The 23,028-nt window shown below is 43.9% G+C and carries 20 protein-coding genes; 10 read left to right on the top strand and 10 right to left on the bottom strand.

The features are described 5' to 3' along the window. Window positions 1-40: 40 nt before the first annotated feature. Window positions 41-1,324, bottom strand: coding sequence for a DNA-processing protein DprA (gene dprA, locus C0J08_RS22510; RefSeq protein WP_212654085.1), 1,284 nt, complete (start codon window positions 1,322-1,324; stop codon window positions 41-43). A 233-nt stretch (window positions 1,325-1,557) separates the two neighbouring features. Between dprA and def the strand changes: the two genes are divergently transcribed. The 7 genes from def to gmhB all read left to right on the top strand — a co-directional run bounded on the left by def (window position 1,558) and on the right by gmhB (window position 8,982). Next, window positions 1,558-2,073: a peptide deformylase gene (def, locus tag C0J08_RS22505; protein ID WP_212654084.1), complete on the top strand. Its 516-nt coding sequence runs from the start codon at window positions 1,558-1,560 to the stop codon at window positions 2,071-2,073. An 86-nt stretch (window positions 2,074-2,159) separates the two neighbouring features. Then, the gene (gene fmt / locus C0J08_RS22500) at window positions 2,160-3,146 is read left to right on the top strand and encodes a methionyl-tRNA formyltransferase (protein WP_212654083.1); all 987 of its coding nucleotides are present in this window, start codon (window positions 2,160-2,162) and stop codon (window positions 3,144-3,146) included. 45 nt (window positions 3,147-3,191) lie between these two features. Continuing rightward, a complete protein-coding gene (gene rsmB, locus C0J08_RS22495) occupies window positions 3,192-4,532 on the top strand; it encodes a 16S rRNA (cytosine(967)-C(5))-methyltransferase RsmB (protein WP_212654082.1) in 1,341 nt (446 codons plus the stop codon). Window positions 4,533-4,943: 411 nt separating this feature from the next. Beyond that, complete coding sequence (gene trkA, locus C0J08_RS22490) at window positions 4,944-6,317, top strand: Trk system potassium transporter TrkA (RefSeq protein WP_212654081.1); 1,374 nt, start codon at window positions 4,944-4,946, stop codon at window positions 6,315-6,317. Window positions 6,318-6,409: 92 nt separating this feature from the next. Further along, on the top strand, window positions 6,410-7,858 hold the full coding sequence (locus C0J08_RS22485; protein ID WP_212654080.1) for a TrkH family potassium uptake protein: 1,449 nt from the start codon (window positions 6,410-6,412) through the stop codon (window positions 7,856-7,858). A gap of 30 nt (window positions 7,859-7,888) precedes the next feature. Continuing rightward, window positions 7,889-8,362: a Cys-tRNA(Pro) deacylase gene (ybaK, locus tag C0J08_RS22480; protein ID WP_212654079.1), complete on the top strand. Its 474-nt coding sequence runs from the start codon at window positions 7,889-7,891 to the stop codon at window positions 8,360-8,362. Between the two features lie 62 nt (window positions 8,363-8,424). Then, window positions 8,425-8,982, top strand: a complete 558-nt coding sequence (gene gmhB, locus C0J08_RS22475) for a D-glycero-beta-D-manno-heptose 1,7-bisphosphate 7-phosphatase (RefSeq protein WP_212654078.1) — start codon at window positions 8,425-8,427, stop codon at window positions 8,980-8,982. Window positions 8,983-9,053: 71 nt separating this feature from the next. Here the strand turns inward: gmhB and C0J08_RS22470 are convergent, their stop codons facing one another. From C0J08_RS22470 to C0J08_RS22440, 7 genes are all read right to left on the bottom strand, one after another. Then, complete coding sequence (locus tag C0J08_RS22470; RefSeq protein ID WP_212654077.1) at window positions 9,054-10,187, bottom strand: MFS transporter; 1,134 nt, start codon at window positions 10,185-10,187, stop codon at window positions 9,054-9,056. Window positions 10,188-10,478: 291 nt separating this feature from the next. After that, window positions 10,479-11,183 (bottom strand): glutamine amidotransferase-related protein, encoded by a 705-nt coding sequence (locus C0J08_RS22465; RefSeq protein ID WP_212654076.1) that lies wholly within the window; start codon window positions 11,181-11,183, stop codon window positions 10,479-10,481. A 27-nt stretch (window positions 11,184-11,210) separates the two neighbouring features. Beyond that, complete coding sequence (locus tag C0J08_RS22460; RefSeq protein WP_212654075.1) at window positions 11,211-12,020, bottom strand: ABC transporter permease subunit; 810 nt, start codon at window positions 12,018-12,020, stop codon at window positions 11,211-11,213. Further along, window positions 12,020-12,952: an ABC transporter permease subunit gene (locus C0J08_RS22455; protein WP_502711623.1), complete on the bottom strand. Its 933-nt coding sequence runs from the start codon at window positions 12,950-12,952 to the stop codon at window positions 12,020-12,022. The genes C0J08_RS22460 and C0J08_RS22455 overlap by 1 nt, the downstream gene beginning before the upstream one ends. Then, window positions 12,949-14,103 carry an ABC transporter ATP-binding protein gene (locus C0J08_RS22450; protein ID WP_212654074.1) on the bottom strand — a complete coding sequence of 385 codons (1,155 nt, stop codon included), beginning with the start codon at window positions 14,101-14,103 and terminating at the stop codon, window positions 12,949-12,951. Before C0J08_RS22450 ends, C0J08_RS22455 begins: the two co-directional genes overlap by 4 nt. Before the next feature lie 77 nt (window positions 14,104-14,180). Next, the gene (locus C0J08_RS22445) at window positions 14,181-15,272 is read right to left on the bottom strand and encodes a polyamine ABC transporter substrate-binding protein (RefSeq protein WP_212654073.1); all 1,092 of its coding nucleotides are present in this window, start codon (window positions 15,270-15,272) and stop codon (window positions 14,181-14,183) included. A 126-nt stretch (window positions 15,273-15,398) separates the two neighbouring features. Beyond that, window positions 15,399-16,733, bottom strand: a complete 1,335-nt coding sequence (locus C0J08_RS22440; RefSeq protein WP_212654072.1) for a glutamine synthetase family protein — start codon at window positions 16,731-16,733, stop codon at window positions 15,399-15,401. A gap of 563 nt (window positions 16,734-17,296) precedes the next feature. On the opposite strand from C0J08_RS22440, the gene C0J08_RS22435 reads away from it, so the two are divergent. Next, complete coding sequence (locus C0J08_RS22435; protein ID WP_212654071.1) at window positions 17,297-18,118, top strand: helix-turn-helix domain-containing protein; 822 nt, start codon at window positions 17,297-17,299, stop codon at window positions 18,116-18,118. Window positions 18,119-18,134: 16 nt separating this feature from the next. Here C0J08_RS22435 and C0J08_RS22430 read toward each other — a convergent pair whose 3' ends face one another. Both C0J08_RS22430 and C0J08_RS22425 read right to left on the bottom strand, forming a co-directional pair. Next, on the bottom strand, window positions 18,135-18,761 hold the full coding sequence (locus C0J08_RS22430) for a TetR/AcrR family transcriptional regulator (protein ID WP_249344437.1): 627 nt from the start codon (window positions 18,759-18,761) through the stop codon (window positions 18,135-18,137). 133 nt (window positions 18,762-18,894) lie between these two features. Further along, complete coding sequence (locus C0J08_RS22425; protein ID WP_212654069.1) at window positions 18,895-20,172, bottom strand: NAD(P)/FAD-dependent oxidoreductase; 1,278 nt, start codon at window positions 20,170-20,172, stop codon at window positions 18,895-18,897. Window positions 20,173-20,422: 250 nt separating this feature from the next. Between C0J08_RS22425 and C0J08_RS22420 the strand changes: the two genes are divergently transcribed. Both C0J08_RS22420 and C0J08_RS22415 read left to right on the top strand, forming a co-directional pair. Beyond that, on the top strand, window positions 20,423-21,766 hold the full coding sequence (locus tag C0J08_RS22420; protein ID WP_212654068.1) for a glutamine synthetase family protein: 1,344 nt from the start codon (window positions 20,423-20,425) through the stop codon (window positions 21,764-21,766). Between the two features lie 87 nt (window positions 21,767-21,853). Next, a complete protein-coding gene (locus tag C0J08_RS22415; RefSeq protein ID WP_212654067.1) occupies window positions 21,854-22,975 on the top strand; it encodes an extracellular solute-binding protein in 1,122 nt (373 codons plus the stop codon). The last annotated feature ends 53 nt before the right edge of the window (window positions 22,976-23,028 follow it).

Raw genomic sequence — 23,028 nt, 5'->3', positions numbered from 1 at the left:
CTTGTTTTTCTCCTAAGATCAGAAGGTCTTTATTGCTCAATCAACAACGACAATAAAGACCTTCTCGATTCTCCACACAGCCGTACAATTCCAATTCCATTAATACCTGCATCATTAACCCAGCTTCCATATTGCTGTGGCGAATCAAAGCATCAAAATCCATGGCTTGACCTTCTTGCTCCAAAATAACCGTAATGGCTTTGGCATCCTCTGATGTGGAATCCGGTAAAGAGTGAAACGAGTTTGAGGCAAAAATAGGGGCGCTGTCCGTCGGTTGGCTCCTGCTGCTGGACACACGCTTTTTGCCTGCCATTGCGTTCTTTATAGGTGCAGAGGGAGACTTTGTACACTCAGCTAAGATGTCGTCAACATGTCGGACCAAGGTGGCACCTTGGCGAATAAGCTGATGGCAGCCTTCAGATTGGGGATCACTCAAACGACCAGGTAACGCGAATACTTCGCGATTTTGTTGAATAGCATAACTGGCGCTGATTAATGAGCCACTTTTTACCGAGGCTTCTGAGACCAGCACGCCCATACTAAGTCCGCTAATAATTCGATTCCTAGGAGGAAAAAGGTGTGGTCGCGGGCTGGTTGATAGTGGGTATTCACTAATTAGGGCACCACTTTGCTCTAAAATATCCTCAAACATCTGACGATTATGATTTGGATAGCGATGAAACAAACCCGTACCCATAACGGCGATAGTGGGGGTTGTTTGATTATGTAAAGCACCTTGGTGTGCGGCTGTATCAATTCCCATAGCGCCACCACTAACAACGCATATCCCACGAGCGGATAACTGTTCGGCAAATTGAAACGTGGCATCACGACCATACCGACTGCATTTTCTTGCCCCAACGATACCTATTTTAGGCAAAGCCAAGACCTCTGGCCGTCCTTCTACATACAGAAAAGCGGGCGGCACGGTAATCTCTTTTAATTCGTCAGGATAGTACTCGTCGTCGCGCAGTACTAAATGATGGTCGGTGTCTTCTAGCCAAGCTAACGCCTCGTCACGCTTAGTGGTTTGTTCTTCGGTCAAAATGCCATCAGAAAAATAATCCATGGCTTGGCGAGCAGTCACTTCAGGCCATTTCAATGCGATCAATAAATCGTAGGTGATTATTTTAGAATGCTCTACCTTATTCGGCTGTGGATCATCAAACAAGGTTAAGGTGTCCGTATCTAAATCTAAAGATGATGCATCAAGTTGACTAAGGTAAGTATAAAGACGCGAGAGTCGAGATGGGCCAATACCTGATAAGAAACTTAAACATAACCAATCGTTTTTTGACAGACCTGAGGTGTTAGAGGTAGGCATGATAGACCGTTTCCTTACGAGTTAAATATGGGCATTCCTTGCCCAATCGAATACTTAAAATACAAAGCCAAGATTGAATAGTCTTTAGCTATGGAAGCTATTCAATCATATTGACCAAAAAACCGCCATGAGAAGACTGCTCAATGGACAGACTTGCGTTACAATAGAAGCAATGAAAAGAGTAGGAGAGAACCTCTCCACTCATGAACAAAGACACATCGTTGGAAAAGATCATGGCTGTTTTAACTGTACTTGAATACCCAGACAAACGCTTACGCAAAGTTGCTGAGCCCATTACCGAATTTACTGATGAGCTACAAACTCAAATCGATGACATGTTGGACACCATGTACGAGGAGAATGGTGTTGGCTTGGCAGCGACTCAAGTTGACTATCACTATCGCTTAGTAGTGATGGATTTCTCCGAAAAACGCGACGAGCCGATTGTATTTATTAACCCAGAGTTTGAAGTTTTAGACGATGAGCCAAACGAGTTCCAAGAGGGTTGTTTGTCTGTACCTGGATTCTATGAACACATTTATCGTGCTGCGAAAGTGAAAGTAAATGCACTAGATCGCGATGGCAATCCTTTCTCATTAGAAGTAGATGAGCTAATGGCGGTGTGTGTTCAACATGAAATTGATCACCTTGATGGTAAGTTGATGGTAGATTACCTCTCTCCACTTAAACGTAATCGCATCAAGAGTAAACTGGAAAAAGCCCATAAGCTTGCGCAAAAACAGGGTTAAGAAGAACACTCTTTTTTTCATCTAAGATCATTGATACTCGTATTATAAAATCAGGCTTTAGCCTGATTTTTTGTTAAGGAACCTTTATGCCTACCTCACCACTTCGTATCGTTTTTGCTGGCACGCCGGAATTTGCCGCTGCTAGCCTGCAAGCTATTCTAGACTCAAAAACGGAAAACCAGTATGACATTGTCGGTGTTTATACTCAGCCAGATCGTCCAGCAGGACGCGGTCAAAAGCTAGTGCAAAGCCCAGTAAAACAATTGGCCTTAGCCAACGAGATTCCAGTTTATCAGCCTTTGAATTTCAAACTGGATGAAGATAAAAAGCAGCTAGCGGATTTGAACGCCGACATTATGATCGTCGCGGCTTACGGCATCATTCTGCCAAAAGTGGTTTTGGACACGCCTAAACTGGGTTGTATCAATGTTCATGCTTCCTTGCTTCCTCGCTGGCGCGGTGCGGCTCCGATTCATCGCTCTTTGATCGCTGGTGACAGCGAGACAGGCATAACCATTATGCAAATGGATGTGGGTCTGGATACTGGCGATATGTTGTTAAAAGCCCATTGCGATATTAAGCCGACAGACACTTCGGCAAGCTTACACGATCGTCTAGCCGTGCTGGGTGGTAGCGCTTTAATTGACGCGTTAGAAAAATTGAAAGCCGGTACTTTGGTAGCGGAACAACAAGACGAGAGCTTATCTTGCTACGCCGCAAAACTGGCAAAACAAGAAGGCGAAGTGAACTGGGCTTTATCCGCTGAATTAATTGAACGCCAAATTCGAGGCTTATCGCCTTGGCCTGTGGCTTACACCAATAGCCTTGCAGGTGTAATGAAAATCCATGCAGCGCACATAGCCAGTGTGAGTGATGAAGCCTCTATTCCAGGTGATATTTTAGTCGTCAGCAAAGAGGGCGTTATTGTAGCAACTGGACAAGGCTCTATCTGTATTACTGAGGTTCAGTTTGCTGGCGGTAAACACATGAAGGTACAAGATGCTCTAAATGGAAAAAATAAAGCCGCTTTGGCAATTGGTCAACGCCTTGGTTTGCTTGATCAAGCCGAATAATATTCGAAAAAGAAGCGTCATAATAAAATAGGTCAAATACTTACTATGCAAGCTGACACAAGTTCTATCCAACACAGTGCTCGCCAAGTGGCTATTAGAGTAATCGAAAATGTCTTACTCGAACAAGGTTCACTGAGTACTCAGCTAATACGTCATCAAGAAGATGTTTCAAACGAACATATCCCTTTACTGAAGGAACTCTGTTTCGGTGTTTGTCGTCATTATCCAAGCCTTAACAGTATTGCTTTGCATTTATTGGCACATCCTTTTGAAGAAAAGGACACAGATTTATATGCCGCTTTACTATTAGGTTTATATCAATTGACCTATATGAACACGCCAGATCATGCTGCGGTTAATGAGACAGTTGAGGCTTGTCGTCTTTTAAAGAAAGACTGGGCAACTAAATTAATGAACGCCGTCCTGCGTCGATATCAACGTGAAGCTGATGAGATTGTTGAAACATTAGAAGCCCAACCTTCTATTGAATTCAACATGCCAAAATGGCTAGTAAAGCGTTTTAATAAGCATTGGCCAGAACATTTTGAGCAGATTATTGAAGCAAGCAATACCCATCCGCCTATGTGCATACGAGTTAATGAGCAACGAGTTTCACGTGAAACATATAAAAAATCACTCATGGAACAGGGTATAAAATCGGAAGCTGGTGAATTTTCAGATTCAGCTTTGTATCTAGAAAAAGCCGTTAGGATTGGAGAATTACCACATTTTGAAGATGGCTTTGTCAGTATTCAAGACGAAGCCGCGCAATTGTCCGCTCATATTTTATCGCCAAAAGCCGGAGAAAAATTACTAGACGCTTGTGCCGCTCCTGGGGGAAAAACAGGTCATCTTCTCGAGAAGTCGGATAGCATTCATTTAACCGCCGTTGAGCTTGAGCCTTGGCGTATGGAAAAAATAGAATCCAACTTAGAACGTCTTGGCTATTCCGCTCATTTAATCTGTGCCGATGCTGGTGATATTAATAATTGGTGGGATGGGCAGCCATTCGACAAGATCCTCTTAGACGTACCTTGCTCAGCAACGGGAGTCATTCGTCGTAACCCTGATATCAAAATAAATCGTAAGCCTGCCGATATTGATGAGCTCGTGGTTATTCAACGTGAGATACTGAACCAAGTTTGGACGACCTTAAAACCCGGCGGTTTCATGTTGTACGCGACGTGCTCTTTAATGCCGGAAGAAAACGAACAACAAATTCAACACTTTCTAGAACACCAAGCAGATGCAAAAGAAGTCCCTTTAAATTCACTTGCACCGGAGTTTGCATTGGAGTGGGGGATTCCTGTTAGTCATGGCCGCCAACTATTCCCAACTTTACAAGGGCACGATGGGTTCTATTATTGCTTGCTCCACAAAAGCTAAATCATGAACCATTTTTATGCTATAGGCACAGATAGATAAAACAAATCATTGATACATCGATTGTTTTTGAGAAGAGTCCAGAAGATTGTTCCACATGGAACACAGTTTTCTGGACTCTTTTAAGTATGAGGTAAACCCTTTCTTAGCACGAATAGCAAAAAAGCAAATCAAGCTTAAACTGATTTTATGGTATTTCACCAAGCCCAGAAAAAAATCGATTAGGTAATAAGACAAAATAATTACGAGTATTTCTCAAGTTCAAGTTAAATAATTGTCCTTATGTGGGTAAACTTGCTCTACTTGATTCGAGTGAAAAATAGACACGTGGAATCAAGCCCAAGACTCAACTTTGATATTTGAATTAATACACTAAAAAGAGCCAAACATTCTAATAACGCTCTAAGGCAGACTATGAAAATCATCATTATAGGTGCGGGCCAAGTTGGTGCCACACTTGCAGAAAACCTAGCAAGTGAAGATAACGATATTACCGTCATTGATACGGACTTAACTCGCCTTAGAGAATTGCAGGACCGTCTCGATATTCAAACGGTTGAAGGCAGTGGCTCCCATCCAGCTGTATTAAGCCAAGCTGGTTGTAACGATGCCGATATGCTGATTGCTGTAAGCAACCAAGACGAAACCAATATGATCGCCTGTCAGATTGCGCATACTTTATTTAAAACGCCTACCAAAATCGGTCGTGTTCGTTCTAGTGCTTATGCTAATTATCCAGAACTTTTTGTCGACTCAGCCATCCCAATGGATGTGCGTATCAGTCCGGAAAAAGAAGTGACAAAGCATTTAAGCCGTTTGATTCGTTATCCAGGCGCTTTACAAGTGATGGAGTTTGCCGAAGGCAAAGTCCAGCTCGTAGTTGTCAAAGCCGAAAAGGGCGGTCCACTGATCGACCAGCCCATCAGTTTTTTGAAAGAACACATGCCATCCATTCAAACACGTATCGCGGCCATTTATCGTGATGGGAAATCCATTTCTCCAGATGGCAATACACAAATTCGCGCCAACGATGAAGTGTTCTTTTTGACGGCTCAGCGTGATGTGTTGGATGTGATGAGTGAAATGCGTCCGTTGGATGTTCCTTATCGTCGTATCATCATCGCCGGTGGCGGTAACATTGGTGAGCGGTTGGCACAAAGTTTGGAAAAAGAATATCGCGTCAAGATTATTGAACGAGACCCTGAGCGTTGCCGATATTTATCAGAAACCTTGGACAACACAATCGTTCTCAATGGCGATGCGTCTAAGCAAGAATTATTGCTTGAAGAAAACATCGAATCCACTGACGTATTCTGCGCCTTAACCAATAATGACGAAGCCAATATTATGTCTTCTATGTTGGCAAAAGTACTTGGGGTGCGTACGGTTATGACTATCATCAATAACCCAGCCTACGTAGACATTGTTCAAGAAGGCATGATCGATATTGCCATTTCGCCACAGCAAACCACCATCAGCTCATTGCTAAGTTATATACGTCGTGGAGATGTAGTGAACGTACACTCTATGCGTAAAGGAGCTGCGGAAGCATTAGAAGCGGTTGCTCACGGCGACTACCGTTCTTCCAAAGTGGTTGGCCGCAGTATTGCCAATTTGAATCTACCAGAAGGCGCAACCATTGGTGCCATTGTTCGCGAAGACGACATGCTTGTCGCCACCAGTGAATTGGTTATCCAAGCCGAAGATCATGTGATTATTTTTGTGACCAATAAAAAACAAATTCCAGCGGTAGAGCAACTGTTCCAAGTGGGCTTAACCTTCTTCTAATTTTAGCGAAATAGAAGTCAGCCGCTGTTGGCTCTACCTGATTTTTAACGCAGGTCTGACCATCGCACACCGTCAGACTCAAGGAAACAAGTATGCATTTTAGTGTTATTTTACGTGTCATCGGATTATTGGTTATGGTGTTCAGTGTCTCGCTGATTCCACCCATTATCGTTTCTTTGATTTATTCTGATGGTGCGCTGAATGCATTCCTTTATGCATTGGCCGTAAATTTAATCGGTGGTTTTCTTCTCTGGTTCCCGGTTCGCAAAGAACGTGGCGAATTAAAAATTCGCGATGGTTTCTTAGTCACCGTGTTGTTCTGGACGGTACTAGGCCTGTTCGGTTCAGTGCCATTCTTCTTAGCTGAAACCCCTGATTTGACCTTTACCGATGCGCTGTTTGAGTCCATTTCCGGACTCACCACCACAGGGGCTACGATACTCACTGGCATTGATGTTTTGCCTCAGTCGATTTTATTCTATCGCCAGCTACTCACATGGTTAGGGGGCATGGGTATCATCGTATTGGCCGTAGCCATTATGCCGATGTTAGGGATCGGTGGTATGCAGTTGTATCGCGCGGAGACGCCTGGCCCGGTGAAAGACACCAAGCTGACTCCTCGAATAGCCGAAACGGCAAAAGCACTTTGGTATATTTATGCAAGCCTAACCAGTGTGTGTGCCTTAGGGTATTGGATTGCTGGCATGAGCTTATTCGATGCCATTTGTCATAGCTTCTCAACGGTAGCAATCGGTGGTTTCTCCACTCATGATGACAGCATCGGCTACTTCAATAGTGTGGCGATTGAAATGATTTGTACCTTCTTCATGGTCGTCTCCGCTTTTAACTTTGCTCTGCATTTCTATGCCTGGCGCCACAAAAGCGTCTGGCATTACTTTAAAGATCCTGAAGCGCGATTCTTTTTATTCATCCTATCCAGCACCGTAATCTTAGCGACACTCGTACTGGCTATGACATCCACTTACGATTGGAGTACTTCAATTCGCTATGCCGTCTTTGAAAGTGTCTCCATCGCGACAACGTCCGGTTTTGGCACATCAGACTTTGCCAGCTGGCCGCACTTTTTACCTTTCTTATTAATCGTTACCTCATTTGTTGGCGGCTGTGCCAGTTCAACCGGTGGTGGTATGAAGGTAATTCGTATTCTTTTAATTCTCAAACAAGGCATGCGAGAAATTAAACGTTTGATCCACCCTAATGCCGTTATACCCGTTAAAGTTGGCGGCAAAGCCATCAACGAAAGAGTCGTGTCTGCGGTATGGGGATTCTTTTCTGCCTACTTGTTGGTTTATATCATCTTGATGATTGGTTTAATGGCAACCGGTCTGGATCAGGTGACGGCGTGGTCAGCGGTTGCCGCTACCTTAAACAATCTTGGACCTGGTTTGGGTGATGTATCCGCTAGTTTTACCAGTATCAGTGATCCCGCCAAATGGATGCTGTGTTTTTCTATGTTGTTAGGTCGTTTGGAAGTCTTTACCTTGCTGGTATTATTTACTCCCATGTTCTGGCAAAAATAGAAAACGTTAGACAATAGAAGGATTCGCATTGTGACACCCGCCATCAACCAGCTTAAGAAATTAAAGATTGCCTTTAGTACTCATGAGTACGAACACGATCCACAGTGTGTGAACTTTGGCGAAGAAGCAGCAGAAAAACTAAACCTCGATCCAGCGAGTGTATTCAAGACGCTGCTAGTGACAGACGATAAAAATACTTATGTCACTATTGTCCCCGTCACAGGCACGTTAAATTTAAAACGTGCGGCCAGTGCTTTAGGCGTCAAAAAATTACGCATGGCCGAAGTGAAGGATGCCGAACGTCTTACCGGCTATTTGGTCGGTGGTATCAGTCCAATAGGACAAAAGAAACGCCTTGTCACTTGCATCGATCAAAGTGCCCAAACCTTTGAAAAGATCTATGTCAGTGGTGGACAGCGAGGACTGGATATCGGCTTATCACCAAATGATCTGAGTCTTGCCTGTCACAATGCGACTTTTGCAGACATTGGGGAAAGCAAATAACCCAAACATCAAATGACGACAATAAATCAAACAATTCAACTCGTTTAAAAAAGGTATGTGCTATGACGCAACTTAAACCCATTATTTTATTAGATCGAGACGGCGTCATTAACCAAGACTCAGACGCTTATGTAAAATCTGTCGATGAATGGCAGCCCATCCCGGGCAGTATTAAATCCATTGCGGCTTTGTCTCAAGCAGGCTTCAAAGTCTATGTCGTGACTAATCAATCCGGTATTGCTCGTGGCTATTACGATGAAACCACCTTGCAAGCCATGCACGATAAAATGATCGCCTTAGTCGAAGCAGAAGGTGGCACAATACACGGCATTCAATATTGCCCACACGGTCCAGATGATAACTGCCGTTGTCGCAAACCCAAAAGCGGCATGATTGAAGCCATCGAGGCTGAACTAGGTTTATCCTTTCAAAACTACCCAGCTATTATGGTCGGAGACTCTCTGAGAGACCTTCAGGCAGGCAATTTTCGTGGTTGCTCACCAGTATTAGTTTTGACGGGAAATGGCCGTGAAACGCAGTACAAAGAGATAGACTTCCCATTCAACGTTTATACTGACCTTGCGGCATTCACTATTGCGACATTGCATAAATACAGTTGATCAAAATAGGGGATTACGATACATCAGCCAGTAAGCGAACACTCACTTACTGGCTGATGTATTAATACGGACTAGTGAGACCGTGTCATTGACGCCAGTCTTTGCCAACTCAGTGCCACCAATAGCACCAAGACCAACAGAAGATAGGGAAATGCGTCGGCGCTAAACGCTTCTATAATTGGCCCAGTTAAAGACGGTGCAACCAAGGCACCTAATCCACAGCACACGAATACATAACCCGTACGCTTACCATTGAGCGCCATAATACTGTTGGCATAAGAAAACAACATAGGAAAAAATGCCGAACACCCTAAACCTAGCCACAACGAGATAAATACCAAAGACACATCAGAAAAGATCAACATCAGAGTTCCGCTGAAACTGACCAAAAGCAAACTATAAATCCCTTGTTGAGGCGTAATAAACCGCAAGAGAAGCACGGAGAATAAACGCCCCAAAGACAAACTCACAAAGAACCATGTCACCAAAATAGCCGCCGTGTTTTGATCCTCACCTGACAAAACGGCATAGGTACTGATCCAACCCGCAATGGTAATTTCAAAGCCCACGTACAGAAAAATGACCGTTAAAAACGCAATAAAAGTCGTGTTTTGTTTTGATGCAGGCAGTAATTCGTTGGCCCTTACTTCAAAGGTTGGACTTACTTGCTTCCATAGAAATACAGGCAATAGCAAAGTATACAAGGCGATCATCCAATAACCCGCACCATAAGTTTGTCCTGTCGCCCATTGAGCAAACACCAAAATCAAAGGCGCTAACATAGCGCCCGCGCTATGGCATAAATGCAAAATGGTCACAAAAGAGCCGACTTTCTCTTTATGCAACCACAGCATCATCATGTTGCCACCCGCATTAGCTGAGACTTCCGTCCCACCCAATAAAAAGAACAACACCACCAGCATCCATAAGCTGGTTGAAAAGGGCACCAACAGCAAACCGACAATCATCAGCAACAGCATAAGGATCAAATAATGATGGCCCTGCCAACGATCAAACATGCGGCCCGCTAGCAAAGCCCCTAAAATATTACCAATGGCTCTTGCACTAAACACAATGGAAATTTCCGCTACAGAGGCATCAATCAAATCGGCCAAATAAATCAAGCTCGGGCCGAGTACACCTGCGACCGCACCAACAGCAATAAACATGGCGCAATAGAGCGCAGTTCGAGTTAATTCCTTCATCAAGTAACATCCATTTTTAATCGTATCTTGAATGGTATAAAGAGAGTTTGGATTTAATCATGCAACCTGATTAATTAATAGACACCCATAGCAAAATATCTGCTGCCTATGTAAGCAAGCATTTGAAATAGCTATTCGGTAACTTTACTTTACGAAGGAGAAAGTGAATAAAGGGAAGAGAGAAAAGAGAGTCGCTGCAACAAGAAACCACTTGGAAAGACTTCCTAAGCATCTTTTGACAGAATATATCTGCCAAAAGATGCTTAGGATAGATAGGTTAAGCAAAGCGCACTAGCCTTGTAAGAATTTACCAATCCAAGCCATCAAGGCCTGATTCTGTATACCTTCATTTTTGACGCTTTGACGAGCTTTCTGTGCAACTTCAGGAGTCAGTGTCACACCATCATAAAGGTCGATCAATTCCATTTCATAGTCCTTAGAGAACTCTGGATGGCCTTGAAACGTCAAAATGCGATCTTTATAAATTAACCCTGCATGTTGGCAAAAATCACTGCTCAAAAAACTGGTCATTTTCTCAGGCTTTTCCAGTACTTGATCTTGATGGAAAGCACAAAACGCAATGTCCTTAAAGTCCAGTGGTGTGGTGACATTATCAACGATTTGATAATGATGCACCCCAACTCCCCAGCCACCATCAAATTTAGCAACCCGACCACCCAGGGCACGTGCAATCACCTGGTGGCCAAAGCAAATCCCCACCAACACTTGGCCTCTGGCATCGACTTCACGAATAAACTCACACAAACGAATGATCCACGGATCATCGCCATAGGCATCCGACTTTGACCCTGTAATCAGCCAAGCATCACAAGAAGCAGTGCTTTCAGGGAACTCATCTAAACGAACATCAAATATTTCAAATGATAAGTCCGATTCTAATGCCGCTATTTGTTGAGCAAACATTTCGGCGTAAGTCGGATACTTATCGCGTAACACATCAGGCGTAATGCCTGCTGCGAGAATTCCTATCTTCATTAATCACTTACCTCAGTGGCATAACGCTTATGGATTTTGGAATCGATTTTGACGGCGCATAATAAAAATCGCCGCAATCACTGCAATGGAAACCACTAATATCATTAGGGTCGCGAGGGCGTTGATTTCTGGCGTCACACCCAAACGAACTTTCGAGAAAATCACCATTGGCAAGGTCGAGTTACCCGGACCTGAGACGAAACTCGCGATGACCAAATCATCAAGTGATAAGGTAAATGACAATAACCAGCCAGACAAGATAGCAGGCGCAATCAACGGCAACGTAATTAAGAAAAACAAGGAAACTGGCTTAGCACCAAGATCCATCGCCGCTTCTTCTAACGTCTCATCCATAGATGACAAACGTGATTGCACCACCACAGCCACATAAGCTAAACAAAAGGTTGTGTGCGCAATAATAATTGTCGTCATGCCTCGTCCTGCAGGCCAACCAAACATACTTTCCATAGCGACAAACAACAGTAATAGCGACAAACCGGTGATGACTTCAGGCATCACCAAAGGCGCTGTAACCCAACCAGCCATCATGGTTTTGCCACGAAACTTCGTCATACGACTTAACACAAACCCAGCCAAAGTACCGAGTACAGCCGCCAAAGAGGCACTGATAAAGGCAATTTTTAAACTAATCCAAGCGGCATCCATGATCTGATCATTTTGGAACAACTCAACATACCATTTTAAAGACCAGCCTCCCCAAACGGTCACCAGCTTGGATTCGTTAAAACTGTAAACAATCAGAGCTACAATCGGTGCGTATAAAAATAAGAAGCCGAAACCAGCACTTAACTTAAGCGCTAAAGAATGATTTTTCATTACATCGCCTCCTTATTGCCATTACGCATGAACATAATAGGACCAACCAGAACGATCAGCATCACAATGGCAACCGCCGACGCCAGCGGCCAATCTCGATTTAGGAAAAACTCGTCCCACAACACACGACCAATCATCAAGGTATCTGAGCCACCTAACAAAGCAGGAATAACAAACTCCCCAACTGCAGGAATAAACACCAACAGACAGCCCGCGATTATACCAGGCTTGGCCAAAGGTAAAGTCACCAAACAAAAGGCTCGCCAAGGTTTCGCACCCAGATCTTTCGCCGCCTCAATCAAGCTCATGTCCATTTTTTCTAATGTGGTATACAAAGGCAAAATCATAAAGGGCAAGTAGGTGTAAACAATACCGATATACACCGCCACATCCGTTTGTAAGATTTGCAGCGGTTGATCGATCAAACCTAAAGACATCAATGTGTCATTGACCAAACCATTCTTCTTCAGCAAAGACATCCACGCGTAAACACGCAATAGAAAGGAGGTCCAAAAAGGCAAAATAACCAGTGACAACAATACTGTACGAGCCGTTGGTCCACTGCGCGCAATGAAATAAGCAATCGGAAAACCAATGATTAAGGTGAAAAAAGTCGACACCGCGGCAATGCGCAAAGAGCTTAAATACGCATCCAGATAAAAACGCGATTCAAACAAAAAAAGATAGTTGCCAAAGGTCACTTTCAACGTAGCGTAAGCGTTACTTGGATCCCATTCCAATAATGGCGAATAGGGTGGCACCGAAATCATGGCCTCGGATAGCGAGATTTTAAACACCACCAAAAAAGGGATAAAAAAGAACGCCGCCAGCCACAACATAGGGATTAAAATAACAAACCAGCGCCCTAGACGAATATTTTGTAAACGCTGCCATAGCGTCGGACTTGTTGTATTGGAGGGTGCGTTCATCATGATGTGAGTACCACGCTGCTATCGGCATCCCAAGATAAATACACCTGATCATCCCATGTTAGGCGCTCACCAGTGTCTCGTTGAGTATTGGGTTGAGTGACACGTACTTCTTTACCAGACAGCAAACGCACCTTGTAGATAGATTGACTCCCCATGTACGCCACTTCAGTGATAACCCCTTCCGCGGTATTGTTTTGCTCAACGACAGCCTCACGGGTAATGCGTATTTTTTCAGGGCGAATCGCCACATTTACAACTTGATTAGGTGCACAACTGATACCGTGATCCAAGAAAATCAAACCATTGGTGTCATCACACTGAATCGCCGCACTGTCTCGTTCATCGGACACCACAGACCCTTTAAACAGGTTCACATTACCAATAAATTCCGCAACATAACGGTTGCTAGGATACTCATACACTTCATGAGGTTCGGCAGTTTGGACGATCACGCCGTCATTCATAACACCAATGCGCGTTGCCAATGTCATGGCTTCTTCTTGGTCGTGAGTCACGACGACAAAGGTAATGCCTAGCTCTTCTTGCAAACGCATCAGTTCAAACTGTGTTTCTTCGCGCAATTTTTTATCTAGGGCGCCTAATGGCTCATCCAACAGCAATAATTTAGGGCGTTTAACCAAAGAGCGAGCCAAGGCCACACGTTGACGCTGTCCGCCAGACAACATATGTGGTTTGCGACGCGCAAGATGACCTAACTTGACCATCTCAAGAATTTCAGCCACACGTTTTTTTACTTCACTGCTGGATACTCCTTCACGCTTTAGGCCAAACGCCACATTGGCTTCAACCGTCAAATGAGGGAACAAGGCATAAGACTGGAACATCATGTTCACAGGGCGTTCCCATGGCGGAACGTCCGACATGTCAACACCATCAATAATGATGCGACCGGAAGTAGGGGACTCAAAGCCTGCCAACATTCGTAGCAGGGTACTTTTACCAGAACCCGACCCACCCAATAGGCAAAATAATTCGTTTTTATAAATATCCAGAGAAACGTTATTCACAGCGGTAAAATCGCCAAACGTTTTATTGATTTGCTCAATGCGAACAAAAGGTTCAGCGTCTTTTTGACGCCAAGCAGGCATCGTTTGAGATGTTAGTATAGGAGAAGGAGAAGACACGGACATATCACAAACCTGTCAGATAATAGTGGAAAAGGGCGATGCTAAGATAGTAGCAGCATCGCCCACATACAGAAGGCGGATTATCGGCCTGTCTTAATATTTGTCCAAGCACGCGTTAGCAAGCGGTCAAAACGTGCTGTATGGGCGGTTTGCACAAACAGTGTTTTCTTGTCTTCTTGCGTTGGATACACAGCAGGGTTTTCAGCCACTTCTTTATCTAACAAAGGCTCAGCAGCCGTATTAGGCACTGCAAAGAATACGTAATTTGAAATAGCCGCCGCGATGTCTTTCTTAAGAATAAAGTTAATGTACTTAAGTGCCGCCTCAGGGTGAGGCGCATCAGCAGGAATCGCCATCAAATCGAACCAACCTAAAGTACCTTCTTTAGGGTTCACAAAATTAATGTCGACACCTTGACCCGCTTCTTCTGCACGACTTTTTGCCTGTAACACATCACCATTATAACCAATGGTCACACACACATCGCCGTTCGCCAATTCAGAAATATACTTGCTTGAATGGAAATAACGAATATTATCTCGAGTATCAGATAGAATCTTGGCTGACTTTTCTAACTCACCTTTGTCTTCAGAGTTCGGATCTACTTTACGATAGTTGTTCACCACGGACATGATTTCTGCCGGAGAATCCAAAATGGTGATACCACAATCCGCTAGCTTAGCCGCGATGGTTGGGTCAAATACAACGTCCCAAGAGGTAATGTCTTTGGTTCCTAGGCGCTCTTCAACCATTTTCGTATTGTAACCTATGCCAATGGTTCCCCAAGCATAAGGAATATGATGCGCATTGCCTGGATCTTGCTTTTCTAAAGTCTTGGCCACAGCTTGATCTAGGTTGCCGTAATTGCTCAGCTTACTCTTATCAATGGTTTGATAAACACCAGCTTTTACTTGTCGTTCAAAGAAGGAGTTTGACGGAACCACAATATCGTAGCCAGAGCCACCCGCCATCAATTTAGCTTCCAATACTTCATTGCTGTCGTACACATCGTAATTTACCTTAATGCCCGTTTCTTTGGTAAATTGCTCTAACGCGCCTGGCGCCATGTAGTCTGAAAAATTGTAAACATTGACAACTTCTTCTGCGTAGCTGCTTACAGCAAAAGTCGACGCCGTGCCAACAACCAATAAACTCAATATATTGCGCTTCATGTAGATTCTCCAATTATCAGTCAATTTTCATTGACCGGTTCCAGTTGTGGTTTCTTCATTATTTCCAAAGCCTCTAACGGGCTTTCTTATTTTGCTCTTTTACTCAAGCGACTAAGCTATCTGTAACTATAAATAAGCTTCGTATTCAACATTCGAAATACGGCTGTATATTTTTTGCTGCTCTTGTTCTTTTGCTGCGCCATAAACACGTACAAACTCTTCACCTAAATAATCACGCAAGAAAACACTATCAGCAAAAGATTCGGACGCAAGCTCCCATCGATTAGGCAGAGGTTCAAAGCGCTCAGACATTGCATAAGCATCACCTTCAATGGGTTGAGGTGGTGACAATTTCGCTTCAATGCCATGCAATGCAGCACCTAACACAGCAGCCAGTACCAAATATGGATTAGCATCCGCTCCCGCCACTCGGTGTTCAATACGGCGAGCCACTGGCTCACTTTCCGGAATACGAACCGCGACAGTACGATTTTCATAGCCCCAGCTAGCAAAAGTGGGAGCATGAGCGCCGTTTTGGAAGCGACGGTAAGAGTTCATGTGTGGAGCAAAGACCAACATAGAGCCAGACATATGGTTCAACACACCAGCGACCGCCTGTTGCAGTAAGCCAGAGCCTTCGTCTGTACCATTATCAAATACGTTGTTGCCTTGTTCATCTAGCAAGCTGAAATGCACATGGAAGCCATTACCACTTTTTTCCGCATAAGGCTTCGCCATAAAGGTCGCACCGAAATCATGATGACGCGCCACGCCTTTCACTAAACGTTTAAACATCACCGCATGATCCGCCGCTTGAACCGCGTCATTGGTGTGTTTCATATTGATTTCAAACTGACCAGGACCCAATTCTGAGATAATCGTGTCAGCAGGAATACCTTGGATTTCACAGGCTCGACGAACTTCAGCAAAAAAGCCTTCTAGGCCATCCATTTCTTCGATGGAATAACAATCGGTTTTGTTTAGACGTACGCCATTACCTTCTACGATGATAGGTGGAGAAGGCTGACGTTTAGCTTCTGCTTGGCCGTCTAATAAGTAAAATTCTAGTTCCGTTGCGACGACAGGCGTGTAACCAAGGTCTTTGAAACGCTTAACAATACGGGTCAAGATCTGACGAGGATCAGGATAAAATGGCGTTCCATCCGCGTTGTACATCATCGCTAAGATTTGATCGCGAGCCGACTCAGCCCAAGGCACAGGAATCGGTTCAGGATGAACAGGGAAGCACACACCGTCACTATCGCCAGTCTCGAAAACCATGCCATTATCGAGAACATCATCTCCCCAGTGGTCAAATCCAATCACTGATTGAGGAAGTTTTACGCCTTGAGTCATGACGCTTTTTAAACCGCTAGAGGGAATGCGCTTACCACGCAAATTACCATTCAAGTCTGTAATGAACAGATCAAATTCGTTGTTCCCTTTATACATATCCGACATAGAATATTCTCTTATGAAATGAGTCTTACTGCTGAAGAAGTCATTTTGAATCCAATTAATAATCGAACTTTGTTTCGATTTTTTCATGTTAAGGGTAGGGTTCAAGTTACATTCTTCTGATATAAATCACCTTAACCCGAGCAAATGTTGCGAGTAACTACCCCCGATTGGGTATATGCAAATTTCAACATATTTATATATTAACTATACGCAGTAAGAGATAGTCTTACCTTCACATATCGCTATGTGACTGATATTTGTTGATTAAGCGTGATTTCAAAGCACTCATCAAAATTAAATTAAATAGCGTAAGCCTGAAAATTTGCAGATGGTGACTGCATTTTTACTACAAAAAGAATTAAAAAGTCGACGATATTTTGCTCTGAATATTAACCTTGAAGGCAAATAGCAAAACCGAGTAATAAGTCGATTTGCTTACTGCTTCCAGCAATGGAAAATGTGGCCTAATAGTTGCTACTTAACGGCCACGATTTATAAAGACGTTGATTTTATGCACCATAATGACGCTTTATATGAGAGTAAAGCATGAGAGAGGATCCAAAATGATGCAGAAAAACGCTTTAAGGGGCCAGTTGGCGTTACCCGAGCTAATGAAGGACCTTGGAGCTTTAACGAGCCATATTCGTGTGCCCAGCTTTCCAACAGCATTAGAAGATGTGCTTAAAAATTTGTGTTATTTTGACACCATCATCATAGTGACCTACAAAAAAACGCTGAAGCCACTATTGATCCACCCAAGTAACCCGAGCGAGCAAAGCCACAGCTTACGAACCTACCTCAATAAAGCGTATTTACTCGATCCTCTTTTTAACGCCATACAACAAGGTATTTCCCCTGGCGTTTATCGCTTAATTGACATGGCGCCAGACTCGTTTGAGGAAACCGAGTACTACCAAACTTGTTACCGCAACTTTGATTTGGTTGATGAAATTAATCTTTTGATAGAACTGGATAAAACAACAACTTGTGCAGTTTCACTAGGAAGGCAAAAAACAGTCGGTTCAATTCGTCGTACTGAATTGAATAATTTAAAAAACGTTTTTCCTATGATCGAAGCCTTAATCAAACAATTTTGGCTTACACAATCAGGAGAATTCGTAAACCGTGAGGCGAGTTCAGGCCCACTTAAATATGCCCTAAAAAGCTTTGCCCATGGTGTATTAACCACCCGTGAACAAGAAATTCTTGGTCTACTACTAAAAGGGCATTCTTCCAAATCCATCGCCAATGAACTGGATATCAGTGCTGGCACCGTCAAGGTACATAGGAAAAATATCCATTCTAAGTTGAATACTTCAACTCAATCCGAAATTTTCACGTTATTCTTAACGCATTTGGACGCCTTAGACAGAGAAAAAAACTAACGAAAAGCGGCTTGCATCAGGACGTTGGCTCATTAATATGACGCTCCATTAAACTGGTCAGCATCAGCTTGAGATCCAACAAGGTGCTCGAAGCACGCCGCTCATTTTGGTTCACCACGACCAAATAGGTACTGTGGGTCACTTCTAAATACAAACGCGCAATACGCTCTCGCTCGCGAATATGCTTTTTCAGACCAATCCGCTTAAAGACCTTTGCCATTTGAGAGATCACCATGTCATCATGTTGTTCATCCAATTCGCGCAATTCCTGTACCGAAAACATCGCTTGTACTAACCCTAAAACCGCGCGTTGCTGGCGATAAGTACGCAGATTTATATCAACCACCTGATCAATAAAGTCAGTCAATGTCATGGCTTCTAACGGCCACTCTTGAATCTCAGCAAGAACCTCTTCAATACTATCAAGCCAAGACTTCCCCATCGCGTACAAAATAGCATGCTTATTCGGGAAATAGTGGTACAAAGACCCAACCGAAATGCCCACCTCTTTGGCAATAATCGCCGTATTTAGATCATTTAATCCCACTGTTTCCAAAAGTTCGCTGGTCACGTCTAAGATTTGCTTTGCACGTTTAATTGAACGCGACTGTACTGGCTCACTACGCGGCGAAACAGGTTGCATGGTTTTCACTTGGGATGGAGGGGTGGCCATGGTCGAAGTTGACTTCCTTTTAACAGAGTTCGAAAAATTGGTTGCTTAAATTATACACATGGCACCTCACACTGGACATGGCAATGCCAGTTCATCCATTACATTAGGGCAATCGATCCAACAGAGAGTAATACAACATACCTGCCACTAGGCCTGGCCAGCGCAGTAATGTACCGCCAGGAAAATCACGTGAAGGCAATTTTTCAAATGCATCCACTTCTTCTAGTGAGCCTTGTACCGCTTTGGCAAAAATCGCTCCGGCATAAGTCGCCAGCGCGACACCATGACCGGAGTACCCTTGTGCGACAAAAATGTTCTCTTGTTGGCGCGTAATCTGTGGCATGCGATTAAGTGTAATCGCCAACGTGCCGCCCCAAGCGTAATCAATGTGGTATTGGGCTAACTCTGGGTAAGTCGCCAACATGTGCTTTTTAACAAATCCGGCAATGTCTTTCGGGAAAGAAGGGGTATAGTTTTCACCACCGCCCCATAACATTCTGCCATCGCTGGATAAACGATAATAGTTGACCACAAACTTAGAGTCCGCAACGGCCAAGCGCTCAGGATTGATAAGCTCTGTCACTTTATCTGGCAAAGGTTCGGTAGCAATAATAAAGTTATTAATCGGCATGATTTTTCGCGCCGCAGGACCATTCAAATTGCCCAAGTAGCCATTACAAGCAAACAATAAATAGCGACATTTGACACGACCTTTATTGGTAATTACTTCAGGCTCTTTACCATCTGTATATTCAATAACTTCTGAATGCTCATAAAGTGTCGCGCCATGAGACTCAGCGGCGTTAGCCAGTCCCAAGACAAAGTTCAAAGGGTGAATATGAGCTCCATCTTTATACCATTCACCGCCAAAGTAACGATCTGTACCCAATTTAGCCGCCACCGCGTTCGCATCAAGATAATCGACCTTGTCATAGTTTAGCTGTTGCCGTTTATATTCTACTGCTTGTTTGATGTCATCGGCATGACGAGACTTCGAGGCCACATGCAATACGCCCGACGTTAAATCACAATCAATTTGGTATTGTGCAATCAGATCTTTGACTATCTCTACAGAATCGACAGAGGTTTGCCAGAGTAAATCTGCCGTCTCTTTTCCCACCTTAGCAACCAAATCCGCATGACCCATGTTATGACCTTGACAAATTTGACCGCCATTACGTCCTGATGCCCCCCAACCAATATGATTTGCTTCCAACAAAGTCACCTTATAACCGGCCTCGGCAAGGTGCAAAGCGGCCGAGGTTCCGGTAAACCCACCACCAATGATGCAAATATCTGTACTGTGATCACCAACGAGCTGCGGACGGTTTTTTACTGCGTTCGCCGTCGCCTCGTAGTAAGACGATTCATGTTTGCTCAATGGGCACTCCTGTATAGTCAAAAAGCTCAATAACCGAATGATTGATCGATTATATATTTGTGTCAATTGTAATTTGAACTTATTTTTAAACAAGGTGTTGATTTAAAAATCAAACTAAAATAATGTTGAAACCGAATCATTGTTCGGGTTGTTGTGAAGTATCATCCTCCTAACTAGGGCCCAATAATTCAAATCAATGTAAGTATACTGATCAGAAATATTCGTTAAGTAGCCAAAGTTAAGGTGAGTTATGACAGAGTTTGAATCTTTTTTAAAAGAGCATGGCATTACGGAAGTCGAGTCGACATTAGCAGACCTAACAGGGAATGCACGAGGTAAGTTTTATCCTACCTTTAAGTTTCTTGCCGAGAAGACTGGACGAATCCCAGAAACGGTACTCGTTCAAAGTGTCACCGGTGATTGGGCCGATAATCACTATGACATTATCGACTCCAGTGATCGCGACATGATCCTCAAACCAGACGCCAATACCTTGCGCATGGTGCCATGGGCGGACGAACCGACCGCTCAGGTGATTAATGATTGCTACACCACAGATGGCAATTTGCACCCATTAGCAAGTCGTACCATCTTACGTAATATTTTATCCCTCTATGAAAAAGAAGGGCTAAGCCCAATCATTGCGCCCGAAGTAGAGTTCTATCTTATCCACCCCAACACAGACCCTGACTACGAACTCAAGCCAGCAGTGGGTCGTTCTGGTAAACGAGAAACCTCGCGTCGTTCCTACAGTATTGATGCCGTTAATGAATTCAACACCATCATAGATACCCTTTACAGCTATTGCGAAGCCCAAAATTTGGATGTCGACACATTGATTCATGAATCCGGCGCCGCACAAATGGAAATCAACTTTATTCACGGTGACCCGCTTGATCTGGCCGATCAGGTCTTTGTGTTTAAGCGCACCTTACGTGAAGCCGCCCTAAAACATGGTGTTTATGCGACCTTTATGGCAAAACCGATGAAAAACGAGCCTGGTAGCTCCATGCATATCCATCAGAGCTTAGTCGATACCAAAACAGGCAAAAACGTCTTTGATGATAATGGCCAACCCAGCGATCTGTTTTTCCACTATTTAGGCGGCTTGCAACAGTACACACCAAATGCGATCTCCTTCTTTGCGCCAAACGTCAACTCCTATCGACGCTTCTCACCTGAAATGGCGGCTCCCATTAATATGAACTGGGGATTTGATAACCGCACAGCAGGTTTACGTATCCCTTTTGCACCACCTCAAGCAACACGAATAGAAAACCGCTTTCCGGGAGCCGACTGTAACCCCTATCTCGCTATTGCGGCGACATTGGCCTGTGGCTACTTAGGTATGAAACAAAAGCTTCAACCAACAGAACCGGTCAAAGCAGAAGTAACACCATCGGAATATCCAGATGTAGAAATAGCTCGAACACTTGAAGAGGGCTTACGCCTGTTGGAAGAATGTGAGCCACTGTGCGATATTTTAGGGAAAGATTTTGTGGCCGCTTACATGGGAGTGAAACGCAGTGAGTTCGAAACTTTTAACCGCGTGATCAGTTCGTGGGAGCGAGAGCATCTATTGTTGAACGTGTAACCATTGTTAATCTGCTTTACGCCGCCACGACAAGGATAAAAAAGCCTTGCGTGGCTCTAATGACTTCATCATTAAAGGAACTAAATCATGACACAAAAGAATCGTAAGATCCTCAAAGCACTTCCCATTGCCGGCATGGCGTGCGCTCTAGGTGTAATGGCGACCCCCGCAGTAGCCGAAACACTTAAATTTTTCAACTGGTCGGATTACATGGCTGAAGACACAATAGAGCGCTTTGAAGCCAAAACAGGAATAGAAGTTATACAAGACGTTTTTGACAGCAACGAAGTTTTAGAAGCCAAACTGCTGGCAGGCAACTCAGGGTATGATTTAGTGGTTCCGACGGCGTCCTTCATGGGCCGTCAAATCAAAGCCGGAGTATTTAGTAAGCTGGATAAAGATAAGTTGCCCAATCTTAAACACCTGGATCCAGAACTCATGTCTTTCCTTGAAGCCGTCGACCCAGGTAACCAATATGGCGTACCTTATTTATGGGGTACCACAGGAATTGGCTACAATGTCGATAAAGTCAAAGAAGTACTGGGTGACGATGCGCCAGTAAACAGCTGGGATTTGGTATTTAAACCAGAAAACATGGAAAAACTGCAAAAATGTGGTGTTATGTTTTTAGACTCTCCAGATGAACTGTACCCACTAACTCTCAATTATTTAGGCAAAAACCCAAACAGCCGCAACCCACAAGACTATGCTTTAGACAGTGAAGCCGTGACATTGCTTAAAAGTGTACGACCTTATATTAGCCAATTCCATTCTTCGCAATACATTAGCGCCTTGGCCAATGGCGACATCTGTGTGGCCATTGGTTGGTCGGGCGATGTGATTCAAGCACAAGATCGTGCAATTGAAGCCGGTAATGGTATCAATATCGAATACAGCATTCCCAAAGAGGGCACACAAATCTGGTTTGATATGCTAGCTATACCAAAAGATGCCAACAATAAAGCCGCCGCTTATCAATTTATTAATTTCTTATTACGTCCTGAAATCATCGCGGATATTTCCAACTATGTGGCCTACGCCAACCCCAACTTGGATGCAATGGAACTGCAAGACCCAGATATTTCTAGTAATGAAGGCATCTACCCAAGCGCTGAGGTGAAAAAGAAATTGTTCGCCCAAAAAGTACGAGGGTTAAAAATCGAGCGCTTAATGGTGCGTTTATGGACGGACATTAAAACCGGACATTAATCTGAGCAATCCCACAGATTCATACCATGATAAAAAAATGCCTAGCGATATGA

Source organism: Marinomonas sp. CT5, from assembly GCF_018336975.1.
GTDB lineage: Bacteria > Pseudomonadota > Gammaproteobacteria > Pseudomonadales > Marinomonadaceae > Marinomonas.
The sequence above is the reverse complement of the archived record's forward strand: the minus strand, read 5'-3'. Positions and strand labels throughout refer to the sequence as shown.